This is a genomic window from Amycolatopsis sp. NPDC004625, from assembly GCF_040609695.1.
Classification (GTDB): domain Bacteria; phylum Actinomycetota; class Actinomycetes; order Mycobacteriales; family Pseudonocardiaceae; genus Amycolatopsis.
Map to the genome: position 1 here is coordinate 19,449 of NZ_JBEXKX010000052.1, position 21,894 is coordinate 41,342.

The window sequence follows — 21,894 nt, forward strand, 5'->3', positions numbered from 1 at the left end:
ACCGGCGTGCCGCCCGAAACTCAGTGGGTCTCCCGGTACCGGCGGTCCCTCGACACGCCCTCGCCCGTCGACTCGTCGAAGTGGTACACCTCGTCACCGCGGACGAACACGCGCAGAGCACGGTTCATCACGTCCAGCGGGTCGCCCGACCACAGCACCACGTCGGCGTCCAGTCCCGGCTTCAACGACCCGATCTGCCCGTCCAGGCCCAGCATCGACGCCGGGTTGGTCGTCAGGGAACGCAGCGCCGTCGCCGGGTCGAGGCCGTCCTTCACCGCCAGGGCCGCCTGGTACACCAGGAAGTTGATCGGGATCACCGGGTGGTCCGTCGTGATCGCGATCTTCACCCCGGCCCGCGCCAGGATGCCCGCCGACCGCAGCGTGCGGTTGCGCAGCTCCACCTTCGACTTCGTCGTGAAGAGCGGCCCGAGGATCACCGGGACCTCCCGGGACGCCAGCAGGTCCGCGATCAGGTGACCCTCGGTGCCGTGGTTGATCACCAGCTTGTAGCCGAACTCGTCCGCCAGCCGCAGAGCCGTCACGATGTCGTCCGCGCGGTGGACGTGCTGGTCCCAGTACAGCTCGCCGTCGAGGACCTTCGACAGCGTCTCCATCGTGAGGTCGACCTCGTGCGGCTTGCCCTCGGACTCCGCGTGCGCGCGCTTCGCCTGGTAGTTGCGGGCCTTCGTGAACGCCTCGCGCAGGATCGCCGCGACCCCCAGCCGCGTCGACGGCGTCTGCTTCTTTTCGCCGTACACGCGCTTCGGGTTCTCGCCGAGCGCGCTCTTCACGCTGACGTGCTCCGCGAACACCATGTCCAGGATGGTGCGGCCCCACGTCTTGACGCCGATCGTCTGGCCGCCGATCGGGTTGCCCGAACCGGGCTTGATGACAACGCTCGTGACGCCGCCCGCCAGCGCGTCGTCGAAGCCGGAGTCGTAGGGGTCGATGCCGTCGACGGCGCGGAAGCGGGCCCCGTTCGGGTCGGTCATCTCGTTCGTGTCGTTGCCCGACCAGCCTTCGCCCTCCTCGTGGACGCCGAGGTGGGCGTGGGCGTCGATGAAGCCGGGCAGCACCCAGGTGCCGGCCGCGTCGACCAGTTCGGCGTCCTCCGGGATGTCGACGTCGGCCTCGGTGCCGACCTCGACGATCCGGCCGCCGTCGATCAGAACCGTGCCGCCCTCGATGGGATCACCGTCGATGGGGACGACGTAGCCCCCGACAATTGCCTTCGCCATAGTTCGCCACGCTAACGAACTCACCGCGGCGCGCAACCGCCGGGCTCAGCTCGCCAGGAGCCCAGGCCTGCCAGAACGACACCGACTGCACCGGAGCAGCCTAAGTCCGAGGCTTCTCCAGGTGCACCAGTTCGTGGTCGTGCTCCGGCGTCCGGTGCGTCTCGCGGTACCCGTGCTTGGCGTACAGGTGCAGCGGCCCGTCGCTCTTCGAGCCCGTGAACAGCCGGAACAGCGTCACCTCCGCCGGGGCCGCCGACTCCGTGAACCGCAGCAGGCCGCCGCCCAGGCCGGCTCCCTGCCGATCCGGCGCCACGACCAGGCGGCCGATCACGCCCACGGCGCCGGTCACCGTCAGCCGCACCGAAGCGACCAGACGCCCCGACTCGCGGATTCCCCAGGACAGCCCGGTCAGCGCCACCCGCGTCTCGTCCAGGGTCTCCAGCAACGGCGGCAGATCCAGGTCCCCGTGCGCGCGAGCCTCGGTGACGTACGCGGCGCGTTGCAGCGTCAGCACTTCGCCCGCGTCGGCGACGCTCAGGCGAAGCGGCTTCACGGGAGCCGGATGCCCCAGCTGCCCGACCACGACGCCGCCGGCTCCAGCTCGATCAGGTCGGTGCCCGTGTTGAGCGCGTCGGCCGGGCAGGTCATCGGCTCGATCGCGACCGCCCGGCCGCGGCCGACCAGGTCGTCCGGGGTGAACACCTGCGCCCAGCGGAAGTCGGGGCCGGTCCAGACCAGCAGCTGCTGCTCGTCGTGGGACAGGACGATGTGGTGGCGGCCGTCCTCGGCGGCGGCCAGGCCGCCGAACGCCGTGTCCAGGTCGGCGCCGGCCAGGAGCCGCCCGCCGCGGAAGTCGTACTCCGTGCCTTCGACGTCCTGCTCCTCGGCGTAGGGCATCTGCTCGTCGGGCCGCGACGGGCGGACGCGGCTCGCCGACAGCGTGAGGGTCACCTCGTCGGTCGGGACGTCGCCGAGCCGGAAGTACGGGTGCGTGCCGACGCCGACGCCGATCGGCTGCTCGCCCTCGTTGCGGATCTCGTGGGTGACGATCAGCTCGCGCGGGGCGATCTCATACGTAACAGTCGCGCGCAGCGGCACCGGCCAGCCCGGCTGCACCTCGACGTCGACGGCCAGCGTGATCGACGACTCGGCGTGCTCCACCAGCTCCCACTCGAGGTGGCGGGTCAGGCCGTGGATGGCGTTGCCGCGCGCCTCCTCGGTGATCTCCAGCTGCTGGGTCTCCCCCTGGAACGTCCACCGGCCGCCCTTGGTCCGGTTCGGCCACGGCAGCAGGATCTGCCCGGCGGCCTTCGGCGGGTGCGCGTCCTCGGGGAACTCCTCGACGTACGGCACGCCGCCGACTTCGAACGCGCGCAGGCCGGCGCCGATTTCGGTGACGACGGCGCGAGCGTTGCCGCGGGTGATCTCGAACTGCTGACCGGTCGGGTTGCCCATGGCACGACCTTACCGATCCATGGACTAACTAGACCGGTCGTCATAGTTTGCGCTACGGTTCCCCCATGGTTCGCCGCACCGACACGCGGCAGCGGATGCTCGACACCGCCGCCGACCTGTTCCAGACCCAGGGCTACCACGCCACCGGCCTCACCCAGCTGACGACGGCCGGGGGCGCGCCGAAGGGGTCGCTCTACTTCCACTTCCCCGGCGGCAAGGAGCAGCTCGCCGCCGAAGCCGTCCGGCTGTCGGGTGAGCGCACCGGCGCCCTCCTCGAAGCGATCCTGGCCGACGCCCCCGACCCGGCGACCGCGATCGACCGGGCCGTCGACGCGCTCGGGACTTTCCTGACCGGATCGGACTTCCAGCGTGGCTGTCCCCTTGCGACGGTTGCATTGGACGCCGCTGCGTCGAGCGAACCCATCCGGGAAGCCTGCGCCGACGGCTACGCGTCCTGGCACGGCGTTCTCAGCGAATACCTTGCTGCACAAGGGCTTTCCACCGCCCGCGCCGATGAGCTCGCGACGATCGTGCTCGCCGCGATCGAGGGCGGGCTGCTGCTGGCCCGCACCCGCCGTGACCTGGCGCCGCTGCGCGCCGTCGCCGCCCACCTGCACACGACCCTCGACCGGGAGTTCTCCTGATGCGCGTCCACCACCTGAACTGCGGCACCATGCGCCCGCTCGGCGGCCGCCTGATCGACGGCCGGCCGGGGCTGCTCCGGCGCGCCACCATGGTCTGCCACTGCCTGCTGCTCGAAACCGACACGGGGCTGGTGCTCGTCGAGACCGGCATGGGCACGCCGGCCGCGGTCGACCGGAACGCCTGGCTGGGCGCGGGGTTCGTCCGCCAGTCCAACCCGGTCGCCGACCCCGCGCAGACCGCGATCGCCCAGGTCCGCGCGCTCGGCTTCGACCCGATGGACGTCCGGGACATCGTGCTGACCCACCTCGACCTGGACCACGCCGGCGGGCTCATCGACTTCCCGTGGGCGCGGGTGCACGTCCACGCCGAAGAACTGCGGGCGTTCACCGAGCCCCGCGCCGACGAACGCGGCCGGTACCGCCGGATCCAGTTCGCTCATGGTCCACAGTGGACGTCCTATGCGGACACCGGCGAGCCGTGGTTCGGCTTCGACGCCGTCCGGCAGCTCGACGGCCTGCCGCCGGAGATCCTGCTGGTCCCGCTGGCCGGGCACACGCGGGGGCACGCCGGGGTCGCCGTCGACACCGGCCACGGCTGGCTGCTCAACGCGGGCGACTCGTTCTTCTTCCACGGCCAGGTCTCGGCCGACCCGCACTGCCCGCCCGGGCTGAGGTGGTTCGAGGGCCACATGGAGACGGTGAAGCGCGCCAGACTGGACAACCACCGCCGCCTGCGCCAGCTTGTTCAGGAGCACGGCGGCGAGGTGACCGTCTTCGCCGCGCACGACGAGACGGAGTTCCTCCGGCTGAGCGCTGGTGCCGACCGGAGCTTCGCCCCGGACTCCCGAAAAACGAGCAGGAGCAGCGGATGAAGGTGCACCACCTGAACTGCGGGACGATGCGGCCGGCGGGCGGCAAGTTCCTGGACGGCCGGCCCGGCCTGCTGCGGCGGGCCGAGCTGGTCGCCCACTGCCTGCTGATCGAGACCGGCGACAGCCTGGTGCTGGTCGACACCGGCTTCGGCACCCAGGGCGTGGCGCGCCCCGGCGAGTGGCTGGGCCGGCCGTTCCTGGCGATGGTCGGCGCGAAGCCGGCGGCCGCCGAGACGGCGGTCGCGCAGATCAAGGCCCTCGGCCTGGACCCGGCCGACGTCCGGCACGTCGTCGCGACGCACCTGGACGTCGACCACGCGGGCGGCCTGGCGGACTTCCCGAACGCCGCGGTGCACGTCCGCGCGGAGGAGCACCGCGCGGCGACGTCCCCGGCGAACGCGGCCGAGAAGAACCGCTACCGCGCGGCGCAGTTCGCGCACCGCCCGCTGTGGAGCACCTACGACGAGACCGGCGAGCCGTGGTTCGGGTTCGACGCGGTCCGGTCGTTGAAGGGCCTGCCGGAGGAGATCCTGCTGGTCCCGCTGACGGGCCACACCCGCGGCCACACGGGCGTGGCGATCGACACGGGCACCGGCTGGCTCCTGCACGCGGGCGACGCGTACTTCTTCCACGGCCAGCTGGACCCGGTGGCCCCGCACTGCCCCCCGGGGTTGACGGCGTTCCAGAACATCGTCCAGACCCTGCGCGGCCCGAGACTGGAGAACCTGGCCCGGCTGCACGAGCTGGCGCGGGCGCACCAGGACGAGGTGACGGTGTTCTCGGCGCACAGCCCGGTCGAGCTGGCCGCCCTGCGCCGGTGAGCCTCGACGAGCTTCCGCCGATGCGCGGGCTGGCTGCCGCGCGGCCCGGCGCGGCAGCTCGCCGGCCGGGCTTGCTCAGCTCGCGGCGAGGGCCTGCTTGACCAGCGGCGCGATCTGCTCCGCCGTCACCTTCGCCGGGCCGGTGTAGCTGATCATCACCGGGGTGCCCGACACCAGCTCCGCCGAGGCGAGCGTCGCCGTCTTCTGGCCGTCGACGTAGTAGACCCCGCCGTCCGGGAAGCCTGGGACGTCCGTTGCGCCCGGCTTGGCCTTCTTGACCGATGCCACCATCTCGGCCGGCTTGCCCTGCTTGCCTTCGTAGCGGGTCACCGCCAGCGCGCCCGCGGCCTTGCCGTCGTGCTGGTACTCGCAGCTGCGGGCCTTGCCGCCGTTGGCCGTGCTGTTCTCCGCCGGGCCCGGGACCGCCTTGAGGTTGTCCAGGAACAGGGCCTTCGACACGGCGTCGGCGGGCAGCAGCTTGCACGGGTCCAGGGCCGCCGCGGCGGGGTTCGTGCTCGGGGCCGGCTTCGGCGCCGGGGAGGAGGACGGCGCCGGCTTCTCCGCGGACGAGCACGCGGTCAAAGCGACGAAAGCGACCAAAAGGACAGAAAAGGTACGCATGCTCGCACCCTAACCCGGATCAATCAGGCCGTGGGGGCCCGGTACCGCCAGAACGCCGGGAGCAGGAACATCGACGCGCACACCAGCACGATCACCAGCACGCCGCCGGCGCTCGCGGCCGCCGTCGTGCCGAACGCCGCCGCGCCCCAGCCGTGGGTCAGGTCCGCGATGCGCGGGCCGCCCGCGACCACCACCGTGAACACGCCCTGGAGCCGGCCGCGCATCTCGTCGGTGGTCGCGACCTGCAGGATCGCCATCCGGTACACCGCGCTGACCATGTCCGCGGCGCCCGCCAGCGCCATGAAGACGACGGCGAGCCACAGCGAGTGCGCGAGCCCGAACGCGGCGACCGCGGCACCCCACGCGCAGATCGCCACGACGACCGCGACCCCCTGGCGGTGGATGCGCGTCAGCCAGCCGGAAAAGAGGCCGATCAGCATCGCGCCCAGCGGCAGGGCCGCGTAGAGCCAGCCGAGCGCGGGGCCGCCGCCGGGCGGGTCGCCGAACGTCCGCTCGGCCATCTCCGGGATCAGCGCCCGCGGCATGCCGAAGACCATCGCGATGATGTCGACGACGAACGAGGCCAGCAGGACCTTCTGCCCGGAGAGGTACCGGAAGCCGTCGACGACGTCGCGGAGGCCGGCGCGGCGCGAGGGGCCGTTCAGCGGCGGGATCGACGGCAGCCGCCAGACGGCGAACAGCGTGATCGTCAGGGCGACGACGTCGATCAGGTAGAGGGTGGAGAGCCCGAGGACGGGGATCAGCGCGCCGGCGAACAGCGGACCGAAGACGGCACCGAAGGTGGACATCGTGGTGTTGAGGGCGTTCGCGGACGGCAGCAGTTCGTCGGGCACGAGCCGCGCGACGACGGCGCCGCGCGTCGGCATGTTGATCGCGAAGAACGCCTGGTTGACGGCGAGCAGCCCGAGGACCAGCCACACCGAGCCGAAGTTGGCGAACGCCTGCAGCCAGAGCAGCGCGGAGGTGATGGCGACGCCGACGTTGGTGACGAACAGCAGCTTCCGCCGGTCGACCGCGTCGGCGACGGCGCCGCCCCAGAGCCCGAACACCAGCAGCGGGACGAGCGCGACGAGGCCGGTGAGCCCGACGTAGGCGGACGACCCGGTGAGGTCGAAGACCTGCTTGGGCACGGCGACGGCGGTCAGCTGCGTCCCGACGGCGGTGACCACAGTGGACAGCCACAGCCGCCGGAACGCGGCGATCTTGAGCGGCCGGGTGTCGACGACGATGCGGCCGAGGAACTTGCGGAGGCCCGAGCGGGGCGGCAAGGTCCCCGGTTCACCAGTCACGACAGATCAGCTTAGCGGGGCTAACTATCACCGCGCAGGTGATTTACCTCGCCCTGGAACCCCGGGCCTACGGCGCGACGCGCTCGATGTTCCAGCCGTCGTCGTTGCGCACGAACCGGAGCCGGTCGTGCATGCGGTCCTCGCGGCCCTGCCAGAACTCGACCAGGTCCGGGCGGATCCGCCAGCCGCCCCAGTGCGGCGGGGCCGGGATCCGCTCGACGTCCGCGAAGCGCCGCTCGATCCCGTGCAGCGCGTTGTCCAGCGCGCGCCGGCCGTCGACGACCCGGGACTGCGGCGACGCCCACGCCCCGAGCTGGGACCCGCGGGGCCGCTGGGCCCAGTACTCCGCCGTCTCCTTGACGCCGACCTTCTCGACCTCGCCGCGGACGTGGACCTGGCGGTGGAGCGCGTACCAGGGGAACGTCACCGAGGCGTACCGGGTCGCCGTCAGGTCGTGGCTCTTCGAGGACGTGTAGTTCGTGTAGAACACGACGCCGCGGTCGTCGAGGCCCTTGCACAGCACGGTGCGGGACGACGGGCGGCCTTCGGCGTCGGCCGTGGCGAGGACCATCGCGTTCGGCTCCGCGATGCCCGCCGCGACCGCCTGGTTCAGCCAGCCCTGCAGCTGATCGGTCCAGGTGGCGGCGAGCGCGGATTCGTCGAACGCGGCACCGTCGTAGGCCACGCGCATTCCGGGAAGGCGTACGACGGCGTCTTCCACCTGGTCCTCGATTTCCGGCATCATCGCCAAACCTCCACGCCCGGTCGGGGCATCAGTCGACTTCGGCTCTGAGCACGTTAGGGCCTCGCGACCGGCAGCGGAACCCACCTAACGGTGACACCCGACACCTCTTTTTCGCCACCCGGCCGTAACCGCTGGACAACAAGCCGTAACCCCCGCGTTACCTCCCGGACCAGGATCGATACAGGAAAGACCTACCTTCGGCGCGTTCCCCACCACCCCCGGAGGCAGGCATGACCGAGACCCTGTCCGACGCCGAAAAGACCGCCCCGCCGAAACGCCGGTACGCCCCGCTCGCGGCGAACGAAAACCGCGAGGACTACTCCCTGCGCTTCGCCGCCCATTCGTTCCGGAAATGGTCCCCGTTCGTGGTCGCGACGACGGCGCTGGGCGGCATCGCCTACCTCGCCGACTTCGCGATCGGCGCCAGCATCGTCCTCTCCTACGGCTTCACCTCGGGCGTGCTGGCGATCCTCGCCGCGGCCGTCGTCATCTTCGTGACCGGCGTGCCCATCGCGGCCGCCTGCGCGAAGTCCGGAGTGGACATGGACCTGCTGACCCGCGGAGCCGGCTTCGGCTACTTCGGGTCGACGCTGACTTCGCTCGTCTACGCGAGCTTCACCGTCATCTTCTTCTCGCTCGAAGGCTCGATCATGGGCCAGGCGTTCGAGCTCGCCCTCGGCATCCCGCTGCCCGTCGGCTACCTGCTGGCCACGCTCATCGTGCTGCCCTTCGCCCTCTACGGCATGGGCGCGGTCGCGAAGATGCAGACCTGGACGCAGCCGCTGTGGATCGCCGGCCTGGTGCTGCCCTTCGTCGTCGTGCTGGTCCGGGCGCCCGGCAAGTTCGCCGAATTCACCCACTTCGGGGGTACTGAAGGCGCCGGCGCCGGGTTCTCCGCGATCGGCTTCGGCCTCGGGATGGGTGTCGCCCTGTCACTGATCGGGCAGATCGGCGAGCAGGCCGACTACCTGCGGTTCATGCCCGAGAAGACGGCGGAGAACAAGCGCTCGTGGTGGGCCGCGGTGCTCGCCGCCGGCCCCGGCTGGGTGATCCTCGGCGCCGCGAAGCAGATCGGCGGCGCACTGCTGGCCTTCCTCGCGCTCGGCGTCGTCGGGAAGGCGCACGCGCTGGAGCCGATCGCGCCCTACCTCGAAGCGGTGAAGCCGGCGCTCGGGCCGGTCGCGCTGACCTTCGCCGCGCTGTTCGTCGTCGTCTCACAGATCAAGATCAACACGACGAACGCCTACTCCGGCTCGCTGTCGTTCGCGAACTTCTTCTCCCGCGTGCTGCACCGCCACCCCGGCCGCGTCTGGTACGTGCTGGTCAACTGCGGGATCGCGCTCGCGCTGATGGAGTTCGGCGCGTTCGGCTTCCTGAACAAGATCCTCGGCTTCTACTCGAACGTCGCCATCGCGTGGATCGGCGCGGTCTGCGCCGACCTGGTGATCGCCAAGCCGCTGGGCCTCTCGCCGCGGTACATCGAGTTCAAGCGGGCCTACCTGCACAAGATCAACCCGGTCGGGTTCGGCTCGATGGTGGTCGCGTCGGCGGTGTCGATCGTGGCGTACTTCGGTGCGTTCGGGCCGTTCCTGGCCGCGTTCAGCCCGCTGCTCGCGCTGGTCATCGCCATCGTCGGGGTCCCGGCACTCGCCGTGGCGACCCGCGGGAAGTACTACCTGGCGCGGGAGAACACGGTCGCGGTCGCCGGGGCCGACCTGCGGGCGACGCACACCTGCTCGGTCTGCGGCGACCCGTACGAGCTGCCGGACGTCGCCGACTGCGCCAAGCAGGACGGCCCGATCTGTTCGCTGTGCTGCACGCTGGACGACACCTGCCACGACATGTGCCGGACGACCGGCCCGGTCGACCTGGGCCTGCCGGCCGCGCGGACGCCGTAACGTCCGTGAGGACCCTTTCCCGGCGTCCGCGGCCGGGAAAGGGCCCTCACGTGAGCCGGCGTCCCCCCGGTTCCCCCTCCCGGCTCGACTCCTTCACGTCCGAAGCCGCGCCGCGGTTGCCCGGGATTTCCAAGATCTTTTGCGGCCGCATGATGGCCGCCAGCATCAGGGCGCGCAGCTCCGCGCCGACGTCCTCGACCGGCAGCGGCGGCTCGTGCGCCTGCCACTCGCGCAGCAGCCCGGTGGCCGCGCCGACCAGGGCGATCGCGGTCAGCCGGTAGTCGCGGTCGGGCGCGGCGCCGTGCTCGGCCGCGCGGCGCGCCTCCGTCTCGATGAAGGTCGCCCAGCGGTCGACCCACACCTGGTGCTGCTCCTCCAGCTCCGCGCTGACGCCGACCGCTTCGACGTAGTTGAGCCGCGGCAGCCGGGGGTCGACGGTGACCGTGTCGATGAAGACGTCGAGCAGCGTGGCGATGCGGGTCATCGCGTCGGCCTCGGCGACCTTGCCCAGCGCGGCGGTGACGTGCTCGAGGGCGAGACCGTTGATCCGGTCGTGGAGGGTGCGCAGCACGTCCTCCTTGCCGGTGAACTCCTCGTAGAAGTTCCGCGTCGACACGCCGGCCCGGGCGCACATCTCGGTGATCTTCGTCTGCCGGAAGCCGGCCGAGGTGAACAGTTCGAGCCCCGCCGCGAGCAGCCGCTCGCGGCGGTCGGCGCGGCGTTGCTCGGGTGCGACGCCGCCGTACGTGCGAGCCAACGGTGGTCTCCTCCTTCTGAGGGATTGCCGGATCCTACCGGCCTGGCTAAATTGTGAAAACCTCGATTACCACACAACCGGAGGCAACGATGCTTCGTCGGTTACTGGTCGCCGTAGCGCTCCTGTTCGCAACCGCCGCGCCCGCGGCGCAGGCCGAACCGGGCGTCCTCCTGGAACAGCAGACGACGACGGTGTTCGTCGGCCCCTTCCCGGCCCCGGTGAGAGCCTGGCACCTGCTCTACCGCTCGACGTCGGCGACCGGGGCGCCGAACGCGGTCTCCGGCACGCTGCTGGTGCCGCCGACCCCGTGGCTGCGCGGCGGCCCGCGCCCGCTGATCACGTACGCGGTCGGCACCCACGGCCTCGGCGACCAGTGCGCGCCCTCCAACCTGCTGGCCCACGGCATCGAGAACGAAAGCGCGTTGCTGGCGCAGGCGTTGACGCAGGGCTGGGCGGTCGTCGTCACCGACTACGAAGGGCTCGGCACCCCGGGCACGCACACGTACGCGGTCGGCCAGTCCGAAGGCCGCGCGGTCCTCGACGCGGCGCGCGCGGCGTCCCGGGTGACCGGCGCGGGGCTGTCACCGTCCGGCCCGGTGGGCGTGTTCGGCTACTCGCAGGGCGGCCAGGCCGCGGCGTGGGCGGCCGAGCTGCAAGCGACGTACGCGCCTTCGCTGAACGTCGTCGGCGTGGCGGCGGGCGGCGTCCCGGCCGATTTGAACGCGGTGTTCGCGTCCAACGACGGCGGCGCGGCGTTCGGCCTGGTCCTGGGAGCGGCCACGGGCTTCGCGGCGGCGTACCCGGACGTCCCGTTCGCGTCGATCCTGAACGACCGCGGCCGCGAGGCGGTGGCCCGGGTGTCCCAGGCGTGCACGGTGGAGCTCGGAGCGGCGGCGCCGTTCGCGCACCTGCAGGACTTCGTGACGGTGCCGGACCCGATCCACGACCCGCGCTGGCAGGCCCGGCTGGCCGCGAACTACCTGGGCACGACGGCGCCGAAGGCCCCGGTGTACCTGTACCACGGAACGCTGGACGAGCTGATCCCGTTCAGCGTGGGCACGGGGTTGCGCGACAGGTGGAAGTCCGCCGGCGCGAAGGTGACGTGGCAGGAGTTCCCGCTGCTGGAGCACATCGCGGGCGTGTCGATCGGCGGCCCGGTGGCGATGACCTGGCTGGGCACGAAGTTCTGAGGGTTCCGCTCGCCGGGGAGGCCGCAGGGGGCCCTCCCCGGCGAGCGGCGCGGGTCATCCAAGGATTCCGCGGGTCATCCAAGGGTTCCGTGGGTCACCAGAAACCGTCGTCACCCGAAACTGTCGGTCCCTCCCGGTAGCGTGGAAAACGGGGGCTGCTCAGAACGGCCGCAGGGCCGTCACCGCGTCCGGCGCCAGGGAAGTCATGAGCGTCCCGCCCGCGGCGAGCGGGGTGCGCGACCACCACTCACCCGACGCCGCCGGCAGCTCCGGGCCGCCGACCTCCAGGTCCGTCACCAGCACCCGGCGTCCCGCCAGCACCGCCAGGCTCGCGTCCGATGCCGGGTCGCCGACCGACAGCGTCTGGCGCACCACCGGGACCGCTCCCCGCGTGACGGACAGCGATGTCGTCAGCGAACCCGGTTTCTCCCCCGCCCGCCCCAGCACCAGCACCTCGCGCGTGTGCAGATAAGCGTCCGAAGCCAGGGAAGCCCGGAACACCGCGTTGTGCCGGGCCCGCGCGGTGACCACCGTCGGCTCCGGCAGGTACTCCAGCGACCCGCCCTCCTCCACCACCACGTCCACAGTGGACAGAGAAGACTCGCCGTGCAGGCCCGGCAGAGCCAAGGTGGCCGCCACTCCGGACAACCGCAGGGAAGCACCTGGCCCCACCCGGACGGACAGCAGGAGATCGTCCCCACCCAACGGCGAAGTCGCCGAGTTGACCAGGTGCACCACCGCCGTCGAACCGGGACCGCGGCGGGGGAACAGCGTCAGCGGTGCCATCGACCGCAGCTCGCGCAGCACCGTGCGCGAGCCGTCGAAACACGCGGTCAACCGGGCGTGGGCCTTCACAGCAGGGAACGGACCCAGCCCGCCACCTCGGGCGCGTCCGGAGTGTCCACAAGCGACTGCGTGATCACCGGCAGGGATCCCCGCATCCGGTGCGCGTCCGACGTCATCACCGCCATGTCCGCGCCGACCAGGTGGGCGATGTCGATCTTGTTGATCACCAGCAGGTCCGCCGTCGTGACGCCGGGGCCGCCCTTGCGCGGCACCTTGTCGCCGCCCGCCACGTCGACCACGAAGATCTGGCTGTCCGCCAGGCCACGGCTGAACACCGCCGTCAGGTTGTCGCCGCCGCTCTCGATGATGACCAGGTCCAGGCCGGGGAACTTCTCTTCCAGCCGCTCGACGGCGTCGAGGTTCGCGGTGATGTCGTCGCGGATCGCCGTGTGCGGGCACGCGCCCGTCTGCACCGCCTCGATCCGCTCGGGGTCCAGCACGCCCGCCCGGCGCAGGAAGTCCGCGTCCTCGGTCGTGTAGATGTCGTTCGTGACCACGGCGAGGTTGATCTCGTCGCCCAGCGCGCGGCACAACGCCGCGGTCAGCGCCGTCTTGCCCGAGCCGACCGGGCCGCCGATGCCGATCCGGTACGCCCGCCCGGCGGCCGGCGCCGGGTCGTAGTGGTCGGGCTCGCTGGCCGTCGGGTCGAAGTTGACGGCGTGAAAATGGCCGTGACCTTCAGCTGGCAAAGAGACGCACCTCTTCCTGGTGGTGCCGGGCGTGGGCCTCGGCGAACAGATCCAACGCGGGCGAACCCGGCGACGGCAGCGACGCCGGGTCGTCGCCCGCCACGGCAGCCGCTTCCGCACAAACGGCGGCCAGATCCAGCCGGGCCACGACCGCGTTCACCGCGAAGGGATCGAGCCCCAGCAGCCGGACCGCGGCACTCGCCGGACCGCTCACCGACAGGTAGGCGGCCGCCATCGCGGCGTCGTACGGCGAGCCACCCGCGATGCCGACCAGCGCGCCCAGCACGATCGGGTGGTGGGGCCGCGGCGTCTCGGCCAGCAATGCCTCCAAAACCGGCGAAGGCCACGCAACGCGCCCAGCCCGCGCGGTCCCGCGGCCCTGCGCCCGGGACGCCTCGCGCTGCGCGAGCGACGGCGTGCGCGCATCCAGCTCACTGTCCAAACGCGACCAGTTCCCACCCGCTGCCGCTGCATGAGCTGAAGCAGCCGCGAACACCGCCGCCAGGAAGCCCGCCGTCCGCAACCGTCCGGAAAGGAATCCCGGCAGGTCGCGCACGGATCCGATCAGCCGGCGGGAGACGGCTTCCTCCAGCCCGCCACTGTGGACGTGCCCGCCGCCGGGGAAGCGGGAGTCCGCGAGGATCAGCGCCGAGAGGTCCATCAGAACAGGAAGTACCGTTGGGCCATCGGCAGTTCCGTCACCGGCTGCGGCTCGATCAGCTCGCCGTCGACGTGCACCGCGAAGCTGTCCGGCTCGACCCGGACGTCCGGCGTGGTGTCGTTGAGCACCATGTCCGCCTTCGTCCGCGCGCGCATGTTCGACACCGCGACCAGCGGCCGCGTGATGCCGAACGTCTCACGCAGCCCGCTGTCCAAAGCGGACGGCGCGACGAAGTGCAGGCTCAGCGCCGCCCCGATCGACGCACCGAACATCGGCCGGGCGAGCACCGGCTGCGGCGTCGGGATGGACGCGTTCGCGTCGCCCATCGCCGCCCACGCCGGGAAGCCGCCCTTCAGCACCACGTGCGGGCGGACGCCGAAGAACTTCGGCTCCCACAGCACGAGGTCCGCGAGTTTGCCGACCTCGACCGAGCCGATCTCGGTCTCCATGCCGTGCGCGATGGCCGGGTTGATCGTGTACTTGGCGACATAGCGACGTGCGCGCAGGTTGTCGGCCGCGCCGTCGCCGGGCAGGGCGCCGCGGCGGCGTTTCATCACGTGCGCGGTCTGCCACGTCCGGATGATCACCTCGCCGATCCGGCCCATCGCCTGCGAGTCCGAGCTCATCATCGAGATGGCGCCCATGTCGTGCAGGACGTCCTCGGCGGCGATCGTGGTCGGCCGGATCCGGCTCTCGGCGAAGGCCAGGTCCTCGGGCACCGACGGGTTGAGGTGGTGGCAGACCACCAGCATGTCGAGGTGCTCGTCGAGGGTGTTCGCCGTGTGCGGGCGGGTCGGGTTGGTCGACGACGGCAGCACGTTCGGCAGCGAGACGACCTGGATGATGTCCGGCGCGTGCCCGCCGCCGGCGCCTTCGGTGTGGTACGCGTTGATCGAGCGGCCGCCGATTGCGTCCACAGTGGACTCCAGGAACCCGGCCTCGTTCAGCGTGTCGGTGTGGATCGCCACCTGGACGCCGGCTTCGTCCGCGACGGTCAGGCAGGCGTCGATGGCGGCCGGCGTGGTGCCCCAGTCCTCGTGGAGCTTGAACCCGCCCGCCCCCGCCGCGAGCTGTTCGCGAAGCGCTTCGGGGCGAACCGTGTTTCCCTTGCCCAGCAACAGGACGTTGACCGGGTAACCGTCCATGGCGGACAGCATCCGGCCGAGGTTCCACGCGCCGGGCGTGACGGTGGTGGCCTTCGTGCCCTCGTTGGGACCGGTGCCGCCACCGACCAAAGTGGTCAGCCCGGCGGCCAGGGCCGTGTCGACGAGCTGCGGGCAGATGAAGTGGACGTGGCAGTCGATGCCGCCCGCGGTGAGGATCTTGCCGTTGCCGGACAGCACTTCCGTCGACGGCCCGATGACCAGGGCGGGGTCGACACCGTCCATCGTGTCCGGGTTGCCCGCCTTGCCGATCCCGACGATCCGGCCGTCGCGCACGCCGACGTCGGCCTTGACGACACCCCAGTGGTCGAGGATCACCGCGCCGGTGATGACCAGGTCGGGCGTGCCCTCGGCCCGGGTCGCGGTGGCCTGGCCCATGGACTCGCGGATGACCTTGCCGCCACCGAAGAGGACCTCGTCGCCGGAGCCGCCGGGGCCCATCGAACGGTCCTCGGTGACCTCGATCAGCAGGTCGGTGTCGGCGAGCCGGATCCGGTCGCCGGTGGTCGGACCGAACAGCTCGGCGTACCGCTCGCGGTCGATCTGCGGCATTTCAGAACTCCCCGGAGAATTCGGACCGCAGGCCGGGCACGCGCCGCGCGCCGGCGAGGGGAACGAGGGCGACTTCCCGTTCGACGCCGGGTTCGAACCGCACCGACGTCCCCGCCGGGACGTCGAGCCGGTGGCCGCGGGCGGCGTCGCGGTCGAATTCGAGGCCCGGGTTCACCGCGGCGAAGTGGTAGTGCGAGCCGACCTGCACCGGCCGGTCGCCGAGGTTCCGCACCAGCAGCCGGACGCGCGGGCGGCCGGGGTTCAGCTCGACCGGCGTGTCACCGGGGATGATCTCGCCAGGGCGCATGCAGCTCCCGTCCTCCGGGTGGGGTCGTGAGTGGTAAGGCGCGTTAGAACGCGCCTTACCACTCACGACGGCGGTCACTCGGCGGGTGCACCGATGGCGTCCTCCCGTTCGGCGTGGCGGCGCAGCAGGTCGTACTGGCAACCGAGTTCGTAGGCCTGGTCCTCGTACTCACGCTTGGCGGCCAGGTGCGGGCGGACGCACTCGCTGTAGTGGCGCAGGTCGTCCTGTTCCAGGGAACCGTCGCGGAAGGCGGTCCAGAACACCAGCGTCGCCGACACGACCATGACGAGCGCGACGAGCACCGCCATCAGCACCGCGAGGCCGTTCATCCCGGACAGCAGTCCCTCGGTGTACACCCGGACGAACATCACCACGCCCATCAGGCCGACCAGCAGCCCGACGGTGAGCAGGCTGAGCTTGGCGCCGGTGGACAGCTTGCGCCACTCCAGCTGGCGGCGGTGGTTCTTGTGCTGCCGCTGGTTGTGGCCCAGGTGCTGCAGGGCGGTGGCGGCGCCGACGGTGGCCAGCACCGAGATCACCAGGCTGATGAGCAGCGGCAGGCCGAGCGGCGCCGTCCAGTCGACGTTGAACACCGAACTGGCCAGCCACACCATGATCGGCAGGTCGACCACGGTGACGGTGAGCAGGGTGAGCACCCGCGTGAGCCGGTTGACGCGGCGGTGGCGCAGGCTGCCGCGCACCTGCTCCAGCTCGATCAGCCCGTCGAGCAGCCCGGCCCTGGCGTGGGCCTCGGCCACCGTCAGGTTCTGCCCGTGCGGGCCGACGACGTGGTCGTCCAGCACCCGGTCGGACAGGTAGCGCAGCTCACGGATCCGGGCGAGCAGCCGGTCCGCCTGGGTGATGGCGGTGCCCCCGGCTTGTTCCCGCGGGCGCCGCGGCTGCGGGAGCGGCAGGTTGCGCATCTCGTCGCTGCTGGTCATGGCGGTACCTCCTCGTCTGCTAGTAAACGATCTCCACCCGCCGCATCGCGGCAGCCGCGGTTTCGTCGAACCGGCCGCCGGCCATCGCCGTCCGGCCGGGCTGGGTGCCGACGCCGGCAGCGTCGACCCGCCGGCTCACCCCGGCCTGCCGGAGCGCGTCGGCCACGACCCCCGCACGCAGGTCGGCGAGGGCCTGCCGGCCGGCCGCGGTCGACCCAGGCGGATCGGCGGCGTAGCCCCGGACGATCACCACCGCACCGGGCGGGCCCGCCATGATGCTTCCGGCGAGAGTCCGCAGCAGGTCGACGGCGCCAGAAGACAGCACGGCGGAGTCGCCGCTGAACCCGAGCGCGCTGTCGGAGACGGTGGTGCTGACCCGGCCCGCGGGCCCGACCACCGACGTCACCCCGGGCACGGGGACGACGGGCGTGGCCACCGTGGCACGAGGCGGCCCGGCGGCGACGCGCTTGTCATCGAAATCGCAGCCGGCGGCCTGAGCCCGGGTGCAGATCGCTTGCCAGTACTGCAGGAGTTTGTCGTGGGCGGGGCCGGGCAGCGGCGGCTGCGCACCGGCGACGCTGCCGAGCCCGGTGAACAGCACGTGCCAGTTTTCTAGGTGCGGCAACGCGTTCTTGGCGGCGAGCTGGGCGGCGACGGTCGCCGGGTCGGCGTCCCAGCCGACCTGCCGGAGGTCGAAGGCCCCGGCCGTGCTCAGCCCGCTGCTCACCACGATCAAGCGCCCGGGGACGACCCCGCGGACGGCGTTGTCGACGCCGCCGAGCAAGTCGAGCCCGGCCCGCGCGGCGGCGGTGGCCGCAACCGCGTCGGCGACGGCCTGGACGTTGCGCTCGATGAGCGACGGTCGTTGCAGCCCGTGCTCCAGCGAGCCGTCGGGCCGCCTCGGCGTCAGGACGAACGGGCGCGAGTCGGCGCCATCGGCGGCCGAGACGAGCGCGACGCTGCTGTTGCCCGAGCCCTGCTGCGAGGCGTTTCCGCTGTTCGCGGCGTCGAGGAGGAGCTTTCGGGCGACTTCGGTGACGGCGGGGCGGGGCTCGTTGGCGGTGGCACTGACGACGATGACGACCCTGTCTCCGCCGGCGGGGTTGATCGCCTTCGCGGACAGGGCACACCCGGCAACTGACAGCGCCAGCAGGCTTAGGGCGGCAATTGCCGGAGGACGGCGGGTTCCGGCGTCGATCGGGGCGACTTCGTGCGGAATCCGCAGCACGGACGCGGTCCGAGTGGAGCTGTTTTCCTGGCCTGAACCGAGGTTGCAGGGCTTCATGACGACCTCCCTGGGGCCGATGAGGCAACCACAGGGTGACATTTGCCGAGTAACGATGTCAATTGACGTGACGATAGAGGTTCTGGACGTTTTCCCGACGGCAACCTCGATGTCTCGTCGCTCCGGAGTCGAGCAGCGGTCGAAGCCGGGGAGCCGTTACCTGATCGGCCTAGTGGAGGAGGTACCCTCGCCGCGGCAGGTGAACCAATCGTGACGCGCACCCGTGCATCTGCCATGGCCTCGCCCGGAGTTTGTCCAACAAGTGTCATGTTTGGGGCGTCAAATGGCAGGGGAAGGGTAGGCTGGCCTGATGGCGAAGCCCGACGCCGCTGTCGAAGGCGTCCGAAACGTCTTTCTCAAGCTGCGCACCCGCAGCGGCCTCACGGTCGAGCGGCTCGGTGCGACGGAGGTCGACGTCGTACTGCTCGCCGACCTGCCCGTCGTGCGCCGGTACGCGCGTGAGCACGCCGTGTCCACCGACCAGGCCATCGTCGACGTCGTCACCCGGGTCGCCGCCGATCTCGAGCCGACCGACCGGCTGATCGCCGACGCCGTGCTCGCCCTCGGCATGCTCGAGGACCTGCTCGCCGACCGGCCGAAGCTGCGCGAGCTGTACGCCGAAGACCTCGGCGAGCGACGCACTGCGCTCGCCGACCACTGGGAGGCCTACCACCGCCTGCTCGGGGTGGCCGAAATCCCCAAGGCGCCGACCGTGCGCACCCTCCGCGGCTCGATCGAAGCGCGCGCGCTCGTCCGGCTCGCGGATCGCTGCGTGCACAGCCCCGAAGCCTCGCTGCTGGAGCCGGCCACCGATTCCCGCCAGCCCAGCAACTCGATCGTCGTGGTCGGCGGCGCGGTGACGGACGTGGTCGTGGTCTCCGACGAGCTGCCCGGAATCGGGGCCGCGGTGCAGGCGACGTCGTTCGAGGAGCACCCCGGGGGCAAGGGGCTCAACCTGGCGGTCGCCGCGCGGCGGTTCGGCCTCCGCGCGCGGCTCTGCGCCGCGATCGGGGGCGACGAGGCCGCTCGTGAGCTCACGCGCTACATGCAGCAAGAAGGCCTCTCGACCGAGCTGATCCGCACGACGCCGGGAGAGGCGAATCCGCGGGCGCTGATGCTCGTGACACAAAGGGGTGAGACGCGTTACCTGGGCTGGATGAACAAAGGTAAGGTCTCGCTGTCGACCACGGAATTCGAGCAACCGCGCACGAAACGAGCTATCGCCGACGCCGATGCGGTCATGATCACCTTGGAACCACCGGCGGAAACGGTGCAATGGGCGCTCGAAACGGCCGCCCGTCAATCGCCGAAACCGCTGGTCCTGTTGCAGGCTTCACCACCCATGGAAACGCCGCAACAACTGTACCGGCATCTTCACGGCGTCGATTACCTCGTCGGCCGTGAAGGCGAACTGCGCGGGCTGCTGTCCAACCCGGGCCGCCCCGCCACGGTCGACGCGCTGGCTGAGGAACTGCTCAACCTCGGCGTGGAGACGGTCTGCGTGGTCGAGAACTTCGGCGCCAAGATCAGGTCCCGGACCAGGTCCAGGGACATCGAGGGCCCGAACGTTCCGCTCGAAGACACCCCCGGGGCGCGCGAGGCTTTCTCCGCGGCCCTCACGTTCCAGCTCCTCAGCGACGGCGGGGATCTGACCTGGGACGCCCTCGAATGGGCGATCCGGGCCATGACCGTCAACCTTTCGCTCGAGGAGATCACCGACTCCATGCCCGGCACGGAAGACGTCGACCGGCTGTGGAGGAAACCCGACGTGGAGAGCTCATGACCGAGGTCGTGCAGCACGATTTGAAGGATGCGGACGGCGATTTCCGCGTCTTTGTCCTCGACGACACAGAGCAGGCCAATCCGGCGTGCGCGGCGGTGTTCGGCACTCCGCGGGACGGGTGTCTGGTACGAATTCAGTCTCGGTGCCTCTACGGCGAGATATTCGGGTCCACGAACTGCGACTGCCGCTATCAGCTCGAAAAGGCGATCGAGGAGATCAAGCAGCACTCCGGGGTTCTCATCTACCTGGACCAGGAGGGCCGTGGCGCCGGGCTCGTGACGAAGGCGCGCGGATACCGGATCTGCCAGGACACCGGCGTGGACACGTTCGCCGCGTACGCGGCCATGGAGCGCAAGGCCGACTCCCGGTCCTACGGGGACGCGGTGGCGTTGCTGAAACAGCTGGAGCTCAAGGAAGTCACGCTGCTCACCAACAACCCCGGGAAACTGGATGGGCTCGATGTCGGCGGCCTCAAGGTGCGGCACCGGCCGTTGGTGATGCCGGAGCCGGGCGAGCACACGGTCGCCTACCTGGTCGCCAAACGCGACAACCAGGAACACATGCTGTCGATCGCCGCGCGGCTGCGGTGGCGCGTCATCCGGTTCGCCGGGTCACGCTGGTTCAGCCGTCGCCGGGCCGCACTGCGCAAGGCGGCTGCCGGTCCGGCTCAGCCGGCCGGCACCCGGGAGCGCCAGGAGCAAGCCGCCTGACCACCGTTCCGGGCAGCCCCGACGCGGCTGCCCGGAACAAGCGGTCCTGTTCAGGTGGTCGCCGGGCGGGATTCCGTTGCCGGGGCGGGGTCTTGGGCCGGGGAAAGACGGCCCGGGCGGACCGCCGTCACCGCCGCCGCGCCCAGGGCGCCTACTGCCGCGAACGCGTAGAAGCCCCACGGGTACGCGATGCCCGCCGTCAGGAGGGCGCCGCCCAGGACCGGGCCGGAGATCGCTCCTATTCGGCCGATGCCCGCCGACCAGCCTAGGCCCGTTGCGCGGATCGCGTCCGGGTAGAGGCGGCCGATGTACGCGTACACCAGTACCTGGGCGCTGAACACGAAGCAGCCCGTCAGGAACACCGCCGCGTACAGCCCGGCCGCGGGCAGCTTCACGCTCAGCAGCGCCAGGAACAGCGCGCCCGCGCAGAACCAGACGATCGCCGATGGGCGGATGCCGACGCGGTCCGCTACCCGGCCCGCGACGAGCAGGCCCGCGATCCCGCCGACGTTCAGGGTCAGCAGCAGGCTCAGCGCCGCGCCCAGCGGGTAGCCGGCCTGGCGCATGATCTCCGGTAGCCACGTGTTCAGGCCGTACACCAGCAGCAGGCCCATGAACGACGTCACCCAGAACGCGATCGTCGCGCGCAGCAGGCCGCCCCGGAACAGGCCGGCGACCGCGTGGCCTGCCGAACGCTCGGTCTCGCGGACCTGCTGGAACGTCTCCGACTCCGGCAGGTACTTCAGCATCAGCGGGATCAGCACCGCGGCCGGCAGCGCACCGGCGACGAACATCGCGCGCCAGCCCAGCGGGGAGATCAGCACGATGCCCAGCAGCGCCGTCAGCACCGCGCCGACGTGGTAGCCCGTCATCACCGTGGTCGTCGCGCTGCCGGCCCTGCCGTGGCGCGCGTACTCGGTGACCAGCGTGATCGCCGTCGGCAGGCAGCCGCCGAGGCCCAGCCCGGCGACGAACCGGAGCAGCCCGAAGACGAACGTCGACGGCGCGAAGGCGCACAACAGCGTGCACACCGAGAACAGCGCCACCGAGATGATCAGCGACTTCCGGCGGCCGATGACGTCGGTGACCGTGCCGATCGCCAGGCCGCCCAGCATCATCCCGGCGAGCCCGACGGTCGACACCACCGCGGCCGTGCCGGGCGTCAGGCCCCAGACGTGGCCGCGGAGCAGGACGGGCAGCACGGTGCCGAGCACGACCAGGTCGAACCCGTCGAGCAGGACGGCGGTCCAGGCCAGGGGCACGACCCAGGAGCGGGTGCCAGGGGACATCGGGTACCTCCGGATGTGCGTCGGTGCACGTCTTCCGCACACGTGTGCGGATTGCGCACAAGTATGCACAGGGGGTCCGACAGAATCCAGCGCGGTTCCACTGGGCGGAAGTCGGGC

Annotated in this window: 22 protein-coding genes; 7 read left to right on the forward strand and 15 right to left on the reverse strand. The window is 71.2% G+C overall.

All coding sequences use genetic code 11. The annotated features are described in order from the left end of the window. Positions 1-20: 20 nt before the first annotated feature. From ABZW17_RS39025 to ABZW17_RS39035, 3 genes are all read right to left on the reverse strand, one after another. The gene (locus tag ABZW17_RS39025) at positions 21-1,238 is read right to left on the reverse strand and encodes an amidohydrolase (RefSeq protein ID WP_354825595.1); all 1,218 of its coding nucleotides are present in this window, start codon (positions 1,236-1,238) and stop codon (positions 21-23) included. Between the two features lie 100 nt (positions 1,239-1,338). Further along, positions 1,339-1,821, reverse strand: a complete 483-nt coding sequence (locus ABZW17_RS39030; RefSeq protein ID WP_354825598.1) for a GNAT family N-acetyltransferase — start codon at positions 1,819-1,821, stop codon at positions 1,339-1,341. Further along, the gene (locus ABZW17_RS39035) at positions 1,788-2,693 is read right to left on the reverse strand and encodes an aldose 1-epimerase family protein (protein WP_354825601.1); all 906 of its coding nucleotides are present in this window, start codon (positions 2,691-2,693) and stop codon (positions 1,788-1,790) included. The genes ABZW17_RS39030 and ABZW17_RS39035 overlap by 34 nt, the downstream gene beginning before the upstream one ends. Before the next feature lie 65 nt (positions 2,694-2,758). Between ABZW17_RS39035 and ABZW17_RS39040 the strand changes: the two genes are divergently transcribed. Genes ABZW17_RS39040 through ABZW17_RS39050 form a run of 3 tightly spaced genes read left to right on the forward strand, consistent with a single transcriptional unit; the run spans position 2,759 to position 5,030 of the window. Beyond that, positions 2,759-3,337, forward strand: a complete 579-nt coding sequence (locus ABZW17_RS39040) for a TetR/AcrR family transcriptional regulator (protein ID WP_354825604.1) — start codon at positions 2,759-2,761, stop codon at positions 3,335-3,337. Continuing rightward, on the forward strand, positions 3,337-4,209 hold the full coding sequence (locus ABZW17_RS39045; protein WP_354825607.1) for an MBL fold metallo-hydrolase: 873 nt from the start codon (positions 3,337-3,339) through the stop codon (positions 4,207-4,209). The genes ABZW17_RS39040 and ABZW17_RS39045 overlap by 1 nt, the downstream gene beginning before the upstream one ends. Continuing rightward, on the forward strand, positions 4,206-5,030 hold the full coding sequence (locus ABZW17_RS39050) for an MBL fold metallo-hydrolase (RefSeq protein ID WP_354825610.1): 825 nt from the start codon (positions 4,206-4,208) through the stop codon (positions 5,028-5,030). The genes ABZW17_RS39045 and ABZW17_RS39050 overlap by 4 nt, the downstream gene beginning before the upstream one ends. A 75-nt stretch (positions 5,031-5,105) precedes the next feature. Here the strand turns inward: ABZW17_RS39050 and ABZW17_RS39055 are convergent, their stop codons facing one another. The 3 genes from ABZW17_RS39055 to pdxH all read right to left on the reverse strand — a co-directional run bounded on the left by ABZW17_RS39055 (position 5,106) and on the right by pdxH (position 7,706). Next, positions 5,106-5,651 carry a DUF3558 family protein gene (locus tag ABZW17_RS39055; RefSeq protein WP_354825613.1) on the reverse strand — a complete coding sequence of 182 codons (546 nt, stop codon included), beginning with the start codon at positions 5,649-5,651 and terminating at the stop codon, positions 5,106-5,108. A gap of 23 nt (positions 5,652-5,674) precedes the next feature. Next, a complete protein-coding gene (locus ABZW17_RS39060; protein WP_354825616.1) occupies positions 5,675-6,961 on the reverse strand; it encodes an MFS transporter in 1,287 nt (428 codons plus the stop codon). 67 nt (positions 6,962-7,028) lie between these two features. Beyond that, entirely contained in the window at positions 7,029-7,706 is a 678-nt protein-coding gene (gene pdxH / locus ABZW17_RS39065; RefSeq protein ID WP_354825618.1) for a pyridoxamine 5'-phosphate oxidase, read from the reverse strand. Between the two features lie 230 nt (positions 7,707-7,936). Between pdxH and ABZW17_RS39070 the strand changes: the two genes are divergently transcribed. Then, positions 7,937-9,604: a hypothetical protein gene (locus ABZW17_RS39070; RefSeq protein ID WP_354825621.1), complete on the forward strand. Its 1,668-nt coding sequence runs from the start codon at positions 7,937-7,939 to the stop codon at positions 9,602-9,604. Between the two features lie 46 nt (positions 9,605-9,650). Here ABZW17_RS39070 and ABZW17_RS39075 read toward each other — a convergent pair whose 3' ends face one another. Then, positions 9,651-10,361, reverse strand: a complete 711-nt coding sequence (locus ABZW17_RS39075) for a TetR/AcrR family transcriptional regulator (protein WP_354825624.1) — start codon at positions 10,359-10,361, stop codon at positions 9,651-9,653. Positions 10,362-10,450: 89 nt separating this feature from the next. On the opposite strand from ABZW17_RS39075, the gene ABZW17_RS39080 reads away from it, so the two are divergent. Then, entirely contained in the window at positions 10,451-11,551 is a 1,101-nt protein-coding gene (locus ABZW17_RS39080) for a lipase family protein (protein ID WP_354825626.1), read from the forward strand. 159 nt (positions 11,552-11,710) lie between these two features. Here ABZW17_RS39080 and ABZW17_RS39085 read toward each other — a convergent pair whose 3' ends face one another. The 7 genes from ABZW17_RS39085 to ABZW17_RS39115 all read right to left on the reverse strand — a co-directional run bounded on the left by ABZW17_RS39085 (position 11,711) and on the right by ABZW17_RS39115 (position 17,995). Then, positions 11,711-12,406: an urease accessory protein UreD gene (locus ABZW17_RS39085; protein WP_354825629.1), complete on the reverse strand. Its 696-nt coding sequence runs from the start codon at positions 12,404-12,406 to the stop codon at positions 11,711-11,713. Beyond that, positions 12,403-13,086 carry an urease accessory protein UreG gene (gene ureG, locus ABZW17_RS39090; protein WP_354825632.1) on the reverse strand — a complete coding sequence of 228 codons (684 nt, stop codon included), beginning with the start codon at positions 13,084-13,086 and terminating at the stop codon, positions 12,403-12,405. The genes ABZW17_RS39085 and ureG overlap by 4 nt, the downstream gene beginning before the upstream one ends. After that, on the reverse strand, positions 13,076-13,747 hold the full coding sequence (locus tag ABZW17_RS39095) for an urease accessory UreF family protein (protein ID WP_354825635.1): 672 nt from the start codon (positions 13,745-13,747) through the stop codon (positions 13,076-13,078). The genes ureG and ABZW17_RS39095 overlap by 11 nt, the downstream gene beginning before the upstream one ends. Continuing rightward, a complete protein-coding gene (locus ABZW17_RS39100) occupies positions 13,747-15,462 on the reverse strand; it encodes an urease subunit alpha (RefSeq protein ID WP_354825638.1) in 1,716 nt (571 codons plus the stop codon). Before ABZW17_RS39100 ends, ABZW17_RS39095 begins: the two co-directional genes overlap by 1 nt. A 1-nt stretch (position 15,463) precedes the next feature. Further along, positions 15,464-15,769 carry an urease subunit beta gene (locus ABZW17_RS39105; RefSeq protein ID WP_354825640.1) on the reverse strand — a complete coding sequence of 102 codons (306 nt, stop codon included), beginning with the start codon at positions 15,767-15,769 and terminating at the stop codon, positions 15,464-15,466. Positions 15,770-15,843: 74 nt separating this feature from the next. Next, positions 15,844-16,710, reverse strand: a complete 867-nt coding sequence (locus tag ABZW17_RS39110) for a hypothetical protein (RefSeq protein ID WP_354825643.1) — start codon at positions 16,708-16,710, stop codon at positions 15,844-15,846. A gap of 19 nt (positions 16,711-16,729) precedes the next feature. Further along, positions 16,730-17,995 (reverse strand): hypothetical protein, encoded by a 1,266-nt coding sequence (locus ABZW17_RS39115; RefSeq protein WP_354825646.1) that lies wholly within the window; start codon positions 17,993-17,995, stop codon positions 16,730-16,732. A gap of 310 nt (positions 17,996-18,305) precedes the next feature. Here ABZW17_RS39115 and ABZW17_RS39120 point away from each other — a divergent pair, with 310 nt between their 5' ends. Next, a complete protein-coding gene (locus ABZW17_RS39120) occupies positions 18,306-19,778 on the forward strand; it encodes a PfkB family carbohydrate kinase (RefSeq protein ID WP_354825648.1) in 1,473 nt (490 codons plus the stop codon). Then, positions 19,775-20,488: a GTP cyclohydrolase II RibA gene (gene ribA, locus ABZW17_RS39125; RefSeq protein ID WP_354825650.1), complete on the forward strand. Its 714-nt coding sequence runs from the start codon at positions 19,775-19,777 to the stop codon at positions 20,486-20,488. Before ABZW17_RS39120 ends, ribA begins: the two co-directional genes overlap by 4 nt. Positions 20,489-20,538: 50 nt before the next feature. Here the strand turns inward: ribA and ABZW17_RS39130 are convergent, their stop codons facing one another. After that, complete coding sequence (locus ABZW17_RS39130) at positions 20,539-21,777, reverse strand: aromatic acid/H+ symport family MFS transporter (protein ID WP_354825654.1); 1,239 nt, start codon at positions 21,775-21,777, stop codon at positions 20,539-20,541. Positions 21,778-21,894: the final 117 nt, after the last annotated feature.